Origin of the sequence: Alteromonas sp. KUL17 (assembly GCF_006538305.1) — a bacterium.
Classification (GTDB): Bacteria; Pseudomonadota; Gammaproteobacteria; order Enterobacterales; family Alteromonadaceae; genus Alteromonas; species Alteromonas macleodii.
This window is the reverse complement of the sequence record NZ_BJKJ01000003.1, coordinates 209,217-221,813: the sequence shown is the minus strand read 5'-3', so window position 1 is coordinate 221,813 and position 12,597 is coordinate 209,217. Positions and strand designations below refer to the sequence as shown.

Sequence of the window (12,597 nt, the reverse complement as noted above, 5' to 3'; positions counted from 1 at the left end):
CAAAATAAGCTGTTCGTATTAGAATGGTCTTCATGGGTTTATTTAATTAGCTATAACCTTTTTAGGAGTTGAATTTGGAGTTTTTGTACGAATACGGTTTGTTCGTCGCTAAGGTAATCACATTCGTTTTTGCTTTCATTGTTATAGTGTCCACGGTAGTAGGGGTTGCAAATAAGCAGAAACCCGGGAAAGGACACCTTGAAATCACGTCGCTGTCTGATCAGCTTAAAGATGTGACTCAGTATGCAAAGGAAGTATTGCTTGATAAACGTTCTCTCAAAAAGCTCGCTAAAGAGCAAAAGAAAGAGTCGAAAGCAAAAAGTAAGTCTGACACTGAGTCTGCTGCACCTAGGTTGTTCGTTTTAGACTTTAAGGGTTCAATGGACGCCAATGAAGTCGAGCATCTACGTGAAGAAATTACCGCTATTTTATGTGTAGCGAATAAAGAAGATGAAGTCTTGGTTCGACTTGAAAGCGGCGGTGGAGTAGTCCATGGGTATGGACTTGCGGCATCACAGCTTCAACGTATAAAAGAAAAGGGTCTGAAACTAACAATTTCGGTAGATAAAGTAGCAGCAAGCGGCGGTTACATGATGGCGTGTGTTGCAGATAAGTTATTAGCTTCACAGTTTGCCTATATCGGTAGTATTGGTGTTTTAGCTCAGTTACCAAACTTCAATAAGTTACTAAAGAAAAACGACATTGAATTTGAACAGCATACAGCGGGTGAGTTTAAACGCACGCTCACGGTTTTTGGTGAAAATAACGATGAAGGCCGCGCGAAATTTAAAGAAGAAATTGAAGAGATTCATGTACTGTTCAAAGACTTCGTTCAAAGCCAGCGTCCAGATATGGACATCGATAAAGTCGCCACAGGCGAGTATTGGCCAGGTATTAAAGCTAAGTCGCTTGGCTTAATTGACGACATCACAACCTCAGATGACTATATTCTTTCTCATTACCCAGCACGAGAAATATTCAGTGTTAAATATACTGTGAAGAAAAATGTAGCAGAGAAACTGGGGATGTCTGCAGCAAATGTTGTTGAGCGCGTGTTTATGAAATCAATGAGCAAAGCGCGTCACTGGTTTTAATAGCGACAATTTGTCTGTGTTGATAATTCAGGACCGATAAAGCGATTGTTAACACAGACATACGTTAAATTTTTAACCTACAAAAAGATAATAAAAAGAATATGGCACTGCATACTAAAACCGATATATTAGATGCGGCAGAATACTTATTTTCTCAAAGCGGGTTTACTCAAACATCCATGCGCGAGATTACTGCCAGAGCAGAAGTGAATTTGGCGTCGGTGAACTATCACTTCGGCAGTAAGAAGAATTTAATTCAAGCCGTGCTTAAAAGGTACTTTGATCACCTAATGCCGCAGGTAGAGTCTTGCTTGGCGTCTTTGACACCTATGGAAGGTGCGAAGGGCGTTGAGCAACTCTTGTATTCGTTGATCCCTCCTATGCTTAACCTCAACACCATTTCAGAGCAGGGTACTTCTACGTTTGTTAAGTTGCTAGGACGTGGCTACAACGAAACTCAGGGGCATTTGCGTAAGTTCTTAATGAATGATTACGGTGATTGTATCCGTGCACTTGTCGACTCTATAAGGCGTTGTCTTCCTGATCTACCTGAGGAAGAACTATTCTGGCGCTTGCATTTTGCGATGGGAAGTTTTGTATTTTCAATGGCGTCGAGCCAAGCGCTAACAGAAATAGCTGAGTCTGACTTTCACAAGCATGTCGATATAAAAGAAGTTATCCAGCACCTAGTTCCATTCGTAGCCCAAGGGCTAGCAGGCAAATAATTCAAGCGCGCTCGTTAAATACTCAGTTGAGAAAGAGTGGTAAGCTATTATTATTTCATAATAAATAGTGAAGGGATCACATAACATAAGTGCCTCAACGACACTTACGGTATGCGACATTTATTGCGTTTTTACACCAGTAGCTAAACTAGATATTAAATCAGGTTATGCAAAATTATCGAGGAAGGGTTGCGCCAGGCGCCTCTGCATTGAGCTTTTCTGCCCAGAAATCTTTTACCGAAAATCCTGACTTTTTGGATGAAGGTGCCTTTTTCTTCGCTGGTTTCGCTGCGGCATTTGCCTCTTTCTTTGGCGCTTTTTTCTCTTCGCTTTCACTCGTGGCGTCAGAAGAGCCAGAAGCTAACGACGCTGTCATTTCTTGAAGCTGTGCTAAACGGACGTTCTTACCGCCATCTACACTGTACCAACCACTTTTGCTTTCAATAGATGGTGCTTTGCCGTTCGCCTTTTTATAAGCTTCGGTAAATGCTGCTACCACTTCGTCTTTGTCTAAGTTTGCCATGCTTTTTTGCTCTTTATTTTGTTAAGATGACGAACGCTATGCGACGTATGTAATTACTATAACGCTGAGAAAAACTCGCCCAGCGTATTGACCAAGCCAGCAAGTGTCGCAAAACTAAAATTGGATCTACTCACCACTCATAATTGTCTAATTACAGGTATAATGCTAAACGTTCGCGTCTTTTTATAACGTTTTTTGAACAATTTGTCTAACTTTCAACCGGAGGACTTGTGTCTATTACCCGCCTAGAACTACAAAATTATCTTGATGGAATGTTAAGGGTTAGCGAGATCAGTGATTATTGCCCCAATGGATTACAGGTAGAGGGCGCAAGTAAAATTGAGAAGATAGTTACTGGTGTAACTGCGTCACAAGCACTCGTTGATGCCGCCATAGAAGCTAAGGCAGATGCGCTAATTGTTCACCATGGTTATTTTTGGAAAGGTGAGTCACAAGTGATTGCGGGCATGAAAAAGCGCCGCCTTCAAGCGCTACTGTCAAATGATATCAATTTGTTTGCTTATCACCTTCCACTGGATGTACACCCTGAATTTGGCAACAACCGACAACTTGCATCGCTATTAGGCATTCAAAATATAAGTGCGGTGAGCGGTGTGAAGCCTGTTGGCGTTGTTATGCACGGAAATTTTGAAGAAGAAATTGAAGGGTCAGCGTTACAGGTTAAATTACAGAAGTTGCTAGGGAGAGACGTGCTGATTGAGGGGCCTGTATCAAAACCTATATCGAAGCTTGCTTGGTGCACGGGAGGTGGACAAGGGTTCATCGAACAAGCGGTTGAACTGGGCGTCGATGCATTTATTTCCGGAGAAGTGTCTGAACAAACTGTACACACGGCAAGGGAAATGGGGATAACTTTTTTTGCTGCTGGTCATCATGCTACTGAACGCTACGGTGTGAAATCCTTAGGAGAGCACATTGGACAGCAATTCGACATGCCTGTCGAGTTTATTGATATTGGCAATCCTGCTTAGCGATGACTGTAGTATATGAATAACGATCGTATTTTCGATGGTATTGCAGAAAAATTCTCAAGCAATATATATGGCACTACTAAGGGAAAGCTCAGGCACACCTTATTATGTGATGTTCTCGAGCCTTATTTAACCACGCCTGTTCGCGCTATTGAAATAGGCGGGGGGACAGGTGTAATGACAGCGCATATTGCTTCTAAAGGGCATTCTGTTGTGTTAACTGACGCGTCGAAGGATGTACTTAAACAAGCTGAGACACTGCTTGCAGATGCACCAAATATTACAATTAGGCATCAATATTTGCAGCAGATTGAGGATTTAGACAGTTTTGATTTAGTGATTTGCCATGCGGTTTTAGAGTGGCTGGATGCACCCTTTGATGCTATCGATTTTATGTATAAGAACATGAAGCCAGGGTCCCGTTTAAGCCTAAGCTTTTTCAACCAAGATGCGAATTTGTTTGCCAATGCTATCTACGGAAACTTTGATTACATCGCGAAAGGGATGAAAGTTAAAAAGCAAGTTAGACTGAATCCAAAACAGCCGTTAAGTGCAACCCGCGTGGTTGAACATTGTGAATCATTGGGTTTCAAAATTATCGAAAAAGCAGGCATTCGTTGTTTCCATGATTACATGCGAGATATAACCCATCAAAGCAGCAAATTTGATGACTTACTTGCGCTAGAGCGGCAGTATCATAGGCAAGCGCCTTACCTTTGGTTAGGAAAATATTTTCAGCTGATTCTAGAAAAAGAGAAATAGAAAAAGCCAGTAAAAAAGAGTTTGTTGGGATATTTACGTGACGGACTACATAGGGTTATGAGCGCGCTAATACGTAGATAGTTGTAGTGGCGCCTTAGAGCGCGTTCTCACCCGTCATAATATTATTGACCGTGATTTTTGCGATTTCCTCTAAGGCTTCGAGCGTGAAGAACCCTTGGTGGCCCGTTATTAAAACGTTCGGAAACGTAGTTAAGCGCTGAAAAATATCATCCTGAATTATGTCTTGCGAATGATCGTTAAAAAACAGTTCGGATTCTCTTTCGTAGACATCTAGCCCTAAATATCCAATTTTTTTCGACTTAAGCCCTTTAATGATGGCATTGTCATCGACAAGCCCGCCTCTTGACGTATTAATTAGCATGACGCCTTGAGGCATTTTATCAATACTCTTCGCATTGATTATATGATGACTCTGTTCGTTGAGCGGGCAGTGCAGGGTAACAATAACGCTTTTTTCAAGTAGTTCATTGAGCGTTACATAATGGGCTCCCATTGTGGTTACATCATTGTTTGGATGCGGATCGAAGCAAAGCACATGGCATCCAAATCCCAATAGTATGCGTATAACCGCTTGTCCAATCTTTCCTGTGCCAATTACCCCTACGGTTTTACCGTGAAGCGTAAAGCCCATCAATCCTCCAAGATTGAAGTTGCCTTCGCGTACTCGGTTGTATGCTTTATGTGTTTTTCGGTTCAACGTAAGGATTAGCGCAATTGTATGTTCAGCTACGGTTTCAGGGCTATAAGCGGGTACGCGGCTTACAGTGATACCTGCCTTTGCTGCTGCATCCACATCAACATTGTTGAAGCCAGCGCAGCGAAGCGCAATATGTTTTACCCCACAGTGTTTTAGAACTTCAATGGTTTTCCTATTAATGTCGTCATTTACAAACACAACAACATCGCTGAATCCACTGCAACTCGCTGCGGTTGAAGCGTTCAGTGGGTGTTCAAAAAATGTGGCATTGATGGCTTTTTCACTAGCACCGTTTAATGTTTCCAGCAATTCAGAAAACAGAGCGTGTTCATAAGAGCGAGTACTAAAAAAAGCGATGTTTTTGTGTTGTTGGTCGCTGAGGTTATCGTGCGCTTTTTTACGTGCAGAGGTATTCATTTTAGTACCCAGTTGAGTCACTTAGACGGCAAAAAATTACCACATTCACATTCAAACTACATAGATGTAGATCAATAAATCTAGCGGGATGTATTGAGCACTAACGCATTAGGTATATTTCAAAACGCTCGTTCACTGCCGCCATGCCGGCGGCTATCTAAACTGCAAAGCGTACTAATTCGCTGATAAAAGCTTAGCGATGTCTTTCTCAATGGCTTCTGGTTTTACAGTAGGTGCATAACGTTTTAGCACCTTGCCTTGAGCATTAACTAAGAACTTAGTGAAGTTCCATTTTATACGTTTTGTGCCAAGAAGACCGGGGGCTTCGTTTTTCAATTCCTCAAAGAGCGGATTGGCATCTGGACCATTTACATTTGTTTTCTTAAATAAGGGGAATGAAACGCCAAAATTAAGGCTACAAAATTGCGCAATATCTTCGTCGCTACCTGGCTCTTGATGTCCGAACTGATCACAGGGAAATCCTAAAATTTCAAAGCCCTTATCGTTGTACCTTTTATAGAGAGACTCTAGTCCTTCGTATTGAGGAGTAAAGCCACATTTGCTTGCCGTATTAACAATAAGTAATACCTTACCCTTGTATTGTTCAAGGGTAGTTTGATCACCGTTGTTCAACGTAATAGCGTGTTCATAGAGCGCCAAAATTATTTTCCTATATTTTTGTTGTTGTTAAGTCTGTTACTCTTAGGTAATCCAACCATCTTTGTTAAGTATCTAGAGTATATTTTGTATGAGTAATTTGAAAGTGAGTTTTTTGGGCTTGGGTGTAATGGGCTATCCTATGGCAGGGCACTTGAGCAAAGCTGGCTATTCGGTCACTGTTTATAATCGTACCTCTCAAAAGGCACAGGATTGGCTAACAACCTATAACACTGGCGACGCTAAAGTCAGTGCTAGCAATACCGTTGCGCAGGCGTGTGAAGGCGCTGACATCGTATTTATGTGTGTGGGTAACGACAATGATGTAAAAGATGTGGGCACACAGGCGTTAGCAGTGATGAAGACGGGCAGTGTGCTGGTCGATCATACGACTGCATCAGCAGATATTGCCAGAGAACTATATAAAAGCTGCCAAGATAAGCAAGTTGGCTTCTTGGATGCACCGGTTTCTGGTGGCCAGGCTGGGGCTGAGAACGGGCAGCTGACCATTATGGTGGGCGGCGATGAAGACGTATACAGCACGGTTGAGCCGGTAATGGCACATTATGCACGACACAGTCAGCTACTTGGTAAGAGTGGCAGCGGTCAACTAGCAAAAATGATGAATCAGATTTGTATTGCCGGCATCGTACAAGGCTTGGCCGAAGCATTACATTTTGGCCAGCGTGCTGGGCTTGATTGTAATGCGGTTGTCGATGTTATTAGCAAAGGCGCAGCTCAGTCGTGGCAGATGGAAAACAGAGCCAGCACTATGCTAAATAACAGCTTTGATTTTGGTTTTGCTGTTGATTGGATGCGTAAAGACTTAAGCATTGCATTGGATGAAGCGCGTAAGAACGGCTCGACTTTGGCGCTTACGGCACTTGTTGATCAATATTATGCAGATGTTCAAAAGCTTGGTGGCGGCCGTTGGGATACATCGAGTTTGCTTACCCGACTAAAATAACGCTAACAGACTAACAAGAATAAAAGGCCCGCTGGTTTACAATAAAATGTACTAAACAGCGAAAAACAGTGACGTTCTGGAAGCGGTGCGTGTTTATCCATAACGCAGGTTATGGATGTAGCTTTAGTAATTTGCTAAATAAACATTACAGCGCCTGTTCTTGAGCAGATAGGGTAAGCTGTTCCAAACGGGCCTTGTTAACGTCATTCAAGGGGAGTAACATTATCTTGTCGAGTAGCTGTCTGACGTTAAATTTTCGGTAAACACCTGTGTCTGACTCAATCATGCACTGAAGAAGGTTTAAGCCAAACGCTGCGGTATCGGGGGAGAGTTGGAAAGCATCATAAAAATGCCTCATTGCCTTGTTGAATAATCCTTCGATAAAGAGTTGTGTGCCGGCCTCGTTTATAGAAATGGCCTGTTCGTGATTTAAACCTAACCTTTCTCCACCCGAAAAAATCAGCTCGTCATTCATAACCTGTTCTGAAATAGCTTGTAACTCCGCGTTTTTACGCTTAGCCATCAAGAGTAACTCACCAGCTTTGCGTTCATCTCCAAGACCGTGATGTACTTTTGCGGCAATAACGAGGATAGACGGCTCAGTGCGAAGGTAGTTGTCGACGTAGTCGCTTTCAAGCAAATGTGCTGCTTTTTCTAAGTCGCCGTCCAGCACAGCCGAGAAAGCCAAAAGGTAGTCTCTTTTTTGTAAAGTCTGCGGGTCGCCCTGACTTCTTCCGGCAATGCCTACTAATTTTCTAGCCTGAGACAAGCTTTCTTTTCTATTGGTTTCAGGCGACTCTTCTGCAAGAAACAAATAGAACTCAGCGAGTTCAAACGTAAAGTCATTGAACCTGTCTTTTGCACTGCGATGCATAGCCCGTTTCTTCTGTAAGAGATCGATGGCTTCTACAACCTTGTCCTGCTTTTGATAGGCAATGGTTTTTAACTTTGCAGCTGGTAGGCTTAATTCACTAAACTTAATTTCATTTAAGTATTTTTCTACTTGATCGTAGGAGTCTTGTTCAAATGATATGGATGCAAGCCATTCAAATGCCTTGTCGCGAGCCAAGCTAGAGTTAACCATTTGGCTCAAATGGCTTTTACAATGTGGCCATTGACCCGAAGCGTACTGGCACTTTACTTTTCCCCATTGTGCCCAAAGAACTTTGTCAGAGCGGGTTAACACGTCGTCATAAATACTCAACGCTCGTTGCAAATCACCATTCTCGAAAAGAAGACGCGCATAAAGCTTTCTAATTTCAGCAACAAGCCGAGGAGGAATGCCTTCGGTGATCTTAGCTCTAACGACACTAATTGCTCGGTCAAGTTGTTTGTTATCCAGCGCGTGCAATACGTTTTTAACAAAGTCTCGATAACTTAAGTAATGGTTAATTTGGCGGGTTAGTGAAGCAATGGTGTATGGCTTAATAAGCAAAACGTCAGGCTGTAAATCCATTATACGGCCAATAATTTGCGGTGAGCGATCAGACGTTAAGAAAATAATGCCTGTGCTAGGTCTTATAAAGCCTGCCTCTCTTAAACTCTGGATCCATTCCACGCCTGTTTTGCCTTGACCTAGGTGATAGTCCATTAACAGGAGTTCAAAGTTTTGCTTTTTAAGTGCCGCTTTCAGTTCTACACCAGATGCAAAGCTACTTACCGATAAGTTAGCAATTGACATTAAATGTCCTCGAAGCGCAGTCCGAGCAGTAGCATTGTCTTCTACTATAGCTATTCTGAATTCCACGGCGACCAAACAAGGTTTACTTACATCAACCTAGCTTATCAGCGGCGAGATAAAAGTGCATTATTAAAAAGGATAACTTTTTTCTGCTTCGTGCTGGAGTCTATAAAGAAACAGCATTTCTCGTCACAAAATATTTACGTTAACCCTCAATGTTTTTAAATAAAATTTACCTTTACGTTTACGTAAGGGTAAGTATTGGTTATTGTAGTTCAAAAGCAAATCAATTGAGGGTATGCCTAATGAATTTTGAATTAACCGATGACCAGTTAGCCTTTGAAGACACCGCCCGTCAATTCGCTCAGCAAGAGCTAGCACCTAACGCCGCTATGTGGGATAGAGAACATCACTTCCCAGTAGAAGCAATAAAGAAAGCGGGTGAATTAGGCTTCTGTGGATTGTATGCGCCTGAGAGTGCAGGTGGGCTGGGTTTATCCAGGCTCGATTCCTCCATAATCTTCGAGCAGCTTTCAATGGGATGTACCACGACTACAGCTATGTTAACCATACATAACATGGCAACGTGGATGATTGCCACTTGGGGCACCAGTGAAGTTAAAGATATGTGGTGTGACCAACTGGTAACCGGTGACAAGCTGGCATCATATTGCCTAACCGAGCCTGGCGCTGGTTCTGATGCAGCGTCGCTAAAAACAAAGGCGACGAAAGCTGACGGTGGGTATGTCCTTAACGGGTCTAAGGTGTTTATCTCTGGTGCTGGCAGTACGGATGTTCTTGTTGTAATGGCGCGTACAGGGGAAGATGGTCCTAAGGGTGTATCTGCATTCGCGGTACCGGCTAATGCCGACGGGATTGAGTACGGTAAAGCCGAAGAAAAAATGGGGTGGAATGCACAGCCCACTCGTATGATCACGTTCGATAACGTGAAATTAGATGCTAGTTGGTTACTTGGCGAGGAAGGACAAGGCTTTAAAATGGCCATGCAAGGGCTTGATGGCGGCCGAATTAATATTGCAACTTGCTCGGTAGGAACTGCACAGCAGGCGCTAAACGTTGCGCGTGACTACATGAATGAACGTGAGCAGTTTGGCAAACCTATTGCAGGTTTCCAGGCATTACAGTTTAAATTAGCTGATATGGCTACTGAACTTGTTGCAGCGAGACAAATGGTACGTATGGCGGCTTGTAAGCTGGACAATAACGACCCAGACAAAACCACCTATTGCGCTATGGCGAAAAGGTTTGCTACCGACGTAGGCTTCAATGTATGTAACGATGCCCTCCAGCTACACGGCGGGTACGGTTATATCAAAGAATATCCGTTGGAGCGTCACTTCAGAGATGTTCGCGTACATCAAATATTGGAGGGCACCAATGAAATTATGCGCGTTATCATTGGTAGACGTTTGCTGTCAGATGAGAGAAGTGTACTGTAGTACACTTCGCTAACGAACTAATTCAGGCACGATTTAATGGACTATGGGAAGGAGTGAAAATGACAGATGTGGAATCGGTAGTCATTGTTGATGAAATCAAGACGTCTAGCAACGACTACACAATAGGTCGTTTAACGCTTAACAAGCCAAAGGCATTAAATGCATTGGATTTGGAAATGGCTAGCATCATGCTTGACGCGCTTCAGCGATGGCAGTCTCGCAACGATATCGTAGCTGTTGTGATCGATGCTGCTGGCGAGAAGGCATTTTGCGCCGGTGGTGACATAGTGTCTATGTACAAATCGATGGTGGAAGCTAATGGGCAAATTCCAGCTTTCTTAGAAACATTTTTCGAAACTGAGTACACGCTAGATTATACTATTCACAATTACAGTAAGCCTATTGTTGTATGGGGCAGTGGTATTGTTATGGGCGGTGGCATGGGGCTTCTATGCGGTGCAAGCCATCGAATAGTAACCGAAACCTCTCGTCTTGCTATGCCGGAAATTACGATAGGTTTGTACCCGGACGTAGGCGGAAGCTATTTTCTACCTCGCTTACCAGGTAAAGCAGGTCTCTTCTTAGGTCTAACAGGCGGCCAAATGAATGGCTCCGATGCTTGCTTTGTAGGGCTTGCAGACAGTTTGCTGGCGAGTACCGAAAAAGACACTTTGCTTAATACCCTTGTAGAATACACGTGGGCAAAGACCGACAGCGAAAGTTTGGCTTCTAGTGTTTCGCACATTATCGACACAATGAAAACGCCTGAAGAACTTCCCAATGGCAACGTTGAGCCGAATATGGCACTTATTAATGACTTGTGTTCGGCTGACAATGTTACCGACGTAGTTCATGCCATTCTTAACGCAGACATGAGTGAGAATAAGTGGTTACAAAGAGCGCAAATCACTCTAGCCAAAGGTTCTCCTATCACTATGCATTTGGTGTTCGAGCAATGTAAGAAAGGTGCGAATATGACGTTGGCTGACTGTTTTAGAATGGAAGCTGATATGTCCTGTCGATGTGGAGAAAGTGGTGAGTTCCAAGAGGGTGTAAGAGCGCTTTTGATTGATAAAGACATGTCACCACAGTGGAAATACAAAACAGTAGATGAAGTGCCGCAAAGCGCAATAACACATTTCTTCACTTCTCCATGGGCTGAAGAGCAACATCCATTGGCAAAGCTGTAGTGTAAAAGTTCTCCAAATAAGTACGAAAGCGCCCGGTATTAGTGTTAACTCGGCGTGTGATGTTGTTACGCTTATTGCCGTAAAGGTGTCGGGTTTGATATCCTTTACGGCAAATTCTCAGTAAAAAGAACCTGTCATGTGGCACTGCCCACTTTGTAAACTCCCTATCTCATTACATACAACGCCTATTCGCTGCGAAAACAACCATACCTTCGATAAAGCGAAGTCTGGTTACGTTAACCTTTTGCCCGTTCAATTTAAAAAATCGAAACTTCCGGGTGACGACAAAGCAATGGTGAGAGCCAGAAGGGAGTTCCACCAATTAAATGCCTATAAGCCGTTGAAAGATAAATTAGTGACGCTGGTGAAAAAGGTACTAAATGAAACGGCAGCCAATGAAGAAGCATCAAAGAATGCCATAAAGGTTTATGACGCGGGTTGTGGTGAGGGGAGTTACTTGGATGCGATGGTACAAGGACTTTCAGCGAGTGGCTTAAAGGTTGAAGGAGCAGGTAGCGATATCGCCAAAATCGCAGTAGAGCTGGCATCTAAAGCGTACAAACAAGCACAGTTCGTTGTTGCTAGCAGTTTCGATTTACCCCTAAGCGGTAACTCGCAAGACGTGATGATTCAGGTTTTCGCACCTGGGAGTAATGAAGAATATGTGAGGGCTCTTAAAAACAATGGCCTTTTAGTGACGGTCGACCCAGCGCCTGAACACCTGTTTGAGCTTAAACAGCAGGTGTACGACAATCCAAGACAGCATGAAATCGACAACCAAGAACGAGATGGGCTTACACGGGTTTACAATGAGTGTTTTTCCTTTCCTATCCATTTCGAAAGCGAAGAACATGCGCTGGCACTTATCAAAATGACGCCGTTTTACTGGAAACTGCCAAACGGCAAAATCGATGAGATTGTTGAAACGTTGAAAAGCGTAACCGCAGACTTCCATATTCAGCTATGGCAAAAAACACCACAGTAATATTTAATACCAGTCCGCATAGATCATTACCCACTCAGCGAGAGTTAAAAATGTTAGTAATCGCGGCGTGTTACCGCAGGTATAGTGGTTCTACATCGAGGTAACACAACAAAGTGTACGGACATTTTAAACTCGCCCTTCGGGAATGTCTGGCAAGCTTCATAGCTTCATTCTGGGAATTTGAAAGGAAACAGCCATTCCTGCATTCCCACGCTTCGCTAGGAAACTTGCCAGCGCCTTCTGAGTGGGCAATTATCTTTGCGGATTGGTATATAGTGGATTACCCATCGGATTCAATGGTGGGTAGACATCCACACCTCTAGCTAGATGGCCTAAAACTATAGTCTTTATTAGTTTGCGTCCTTAACACAGTGTGTTGCGAGAACCCGTTTGGGCCGGTGTTTCGTTAAGTGCTGGTTTTCTAGA

General features: G+C 43.3%; 12 protein-coding genes. 8 read left to right on the top strand and 4 right to left on the bottom strand.

Annotated elements, in window-relative coordinates:
• The first annotated feature begins 74 nt into the window (after window positions 1-74).
• Entirely contained in the window at window positions 75-1,094 is a 1,020-nt protein-coding gene (gene sohB, locus KUL49_RS04275; RefSeq protein ID WP_131136410.1) for a protease SohB, read from the top strand.
• A 101-nt stretch (window positions 1,095-1,195) separates the two neighbouring features.
• The gene (locus tag KUL49_RS04270) at window positions 1,196-1,819 is read left to right on the top strand and encodes a TetR/AcrR family transcriptional regulator (RefSeq protein WP_131136409.1); all 624 of its coding nucleotides are present in this window, start codon (window positions 1,196-1,198) and stop codon (window positions 1,817-1,819) included.
• A 175-nt stretch (window positions 1,820-1,994) separates the two neighbouring features.
• Here KUL49_RS04270 and KUL49_RS04265 read toward each other — a convergent pair whose 3' ends face one another.
• The gene (locus KUL49_RS04265; RefSeq protein WP_131136408.1) at window positions 1,995-2,342 is read right to left on the bottom strand and encodes a hypothetical protein; all 348 of its coding nucleotides are present in this window, start codon (window positions 2,340-2,342) and stop codon (window positions 1,995-1,997) included.
• A gap of 230 nt (window positions 2,343-2,572) precedes the next feature.
• On the opposite strand from KUL49_RS04265, the gene KUL49_RS04260 reads away from it, so the two are divergent.
• Window positions 2,573-3,334, top strand: coding sequence for a Nif3-like dinuclear metal center hexameric protein (locus KUL49_RS04260; protein WP_131136407.1), 762 nt, complete (start codon window positions 2,573-2,575; stop codon window positions 3,332-3,334).
• A gap of 15 nt (window positions 3,335-3,349) precedes the next feature.
• Entirely contained in the window at window positions 3,350-4,096 is a 747-nt protein-coding gene (locus KUL49_RS04255; RefSeq protein ID WP_039232909.1) for a methyltransferase, read from the top strand.
• A gap of 94 nt (window positions 4,097-4,190) precedes the next feature.
• Here the strand turns inward: KUL49_RS04255 and KUL49_RS04250 are convergent, their stop codons facing one another.
• Together KUL49_RS04250 and KUL49_RS04245 are read right to left on the bottom strand one after the other, a co-directional pair.
• A complete protein-coding gene (locus KUL49_RS04250; RefSeq protein ID WP_131136406.1) occupies window positions 4,191-5,231 on the bottom strand; it encodes a 2-hydroxyacid dehydrogenase in 1,041 nt (346 codons plus the stop codon).
• A 174-nt stretch (window positions 5,232-5,405) separates the two neighbouring features.
• On the bottom strand, window positions 5,406-5,891 hold the full coding sequence (locus KUL49_RS04245) for a glutathione peroxidase (protein ID WP_131136405.1): 486 nt from the start codon (window positions 5,889-5,891) through the stop codon (window positions 5,406-5,408).
• Between the two features lie 88 nt (window positions 5,892-5,979).
• Between KUL49_RS04245 and KUL49_RS04240 the strand changes: the two genes are divergently transcribed.
• On the top strand, window positions 5,980-6,855 hold the full coding sequence (locus tag KUL49_RS04240) for an NAD(P)-dependent oxidoreductase (RefSeq protein WP_131136404.1): 876 nt from the start codon (window positions 5,980-5,982) through the stop codon (window positions 6,853-6,855).
• A gap of 145 nt (window positions 6,856-7,000) precedes the next feature.
• On the opposite strand, the gene KUL49_RS04235 is transcribed toward KUL49_RS04240, so the two are convergent.
• Complete coding sequence (locus tag KUL49_RS04235) at window positions 7,001-8,584, bottom strand: response regulator (protein ID WP_080986384.1); 1,584 nt, start codon at window positions 8,582-8,584, stop codon at window positions 7,001-7,003.
• A gap of 257 nt (window positions 8,585-8,841) precedes the next feature.
• Here KUL49_RS04235 and KUL49_RS04230 point away from each other — a divergent pair, with 257 nt between their 5' ends.
• From KUL49_RS04230 to KUL49_RS04220, 3 genes are all read left to right on the top strand, one after another.
• Window positions 8,842-9,996 (top strand): acyl-CoA dehydrogenase family protein, encoded by a 1,155-nt coding sequence (locus KUL49_RS04230; RefSeq protein WP_039227752.1) that lies wholly within the window; start codon window positions 8,842-8,844, stop codon window positions 9,994-9,996.
• Between the two features lie 59 nt (window positions 9,997-10,055).
• Window positions 10,056-11,186 carry an enoyl-CoA hydratase/isomerase family protein gene (locus KUL49_RS04225; protein ID WP_131136403.1) on the top strand — a complete coding sequence of 377 codons (1,131 nt, stop codon included), beginning with the start codon at window positions 10,056-10,058 and terminating at the stop codon, window positions 11,184-11,186.
• A gap of 136 nt (window positions 11,187-11,322) precedes the next feature.
• Entirely contained in the window at window positions 11,323-12,171 is an 849-nt protein-coding gene (locus KUL49_RS04220) for a putative RNA methyltransferase (protein ID WP_131136402.1), read from the top strand.
• The last annotated feature ends 426 nt before the right edge of the window (window positions 12,172-12,597 follow it).

Excerpts from the sequence above, each read along its gene's own strand:
- KUL49_RS04230 (WP_039227752.1), top strand. The coding sequence starts at position 8,842 with ATGAATTTTGAATTAACCGATGACCAGTTAGCCTTTGAAGACACCGCC.
- KUL49_RS04255 (WP_039232909.1), top strand. The coding sequence starts at position 3,350 with ATGAATAACGATCGTATTTTCGATGGTATTGCAGAAAAATTCTCAAGC.
- KUL49_RS04225 (WP_131136403.1), top strand. The coding sequence starts at position 10,056 with ATGACAGATGTGGAATCGGTAGTCATTGTTGATGAAATCAAGACGTCT.
- KUL49_RS04270 (WP_131136409.1), top strand. The coding sequence starts at position 1,196 with ATGGCACTGCATACTAAAACCGATATATTAGATGCGGCAGAATACTTA.
- KUL49_RS04220 (WP_131136402.1), top strand. The coding sequence starts at position 11,323 with ATGTGGCACTGCCCACTTTGTAAACTCCCTATCTCATTACATACAACG.
- KUL49_RS04240 (WP_131136404.1), top strand. The coding sequence starts at position 5,980 with ATGAGTAATTTGAAAGTGAGTTTTTTGGGCTTGGGTGTAATGGGCTAT.
- KUL49_RS04265 (WP_131136408.1), bottom strand. The coding sequence starts at position 2,342 with ATGGCAAACTTAGACAAAGACGAAGTGGTAGCAGCATTTACCGAAGCT.
- KUL49_RS04250 (WP_131136406.1), bottom strand. The coding sequence starts at position 5,231 with ATGAATACCTCTGCACGTAAAAAAGCGCACGATAACCTCAGCGACCAA.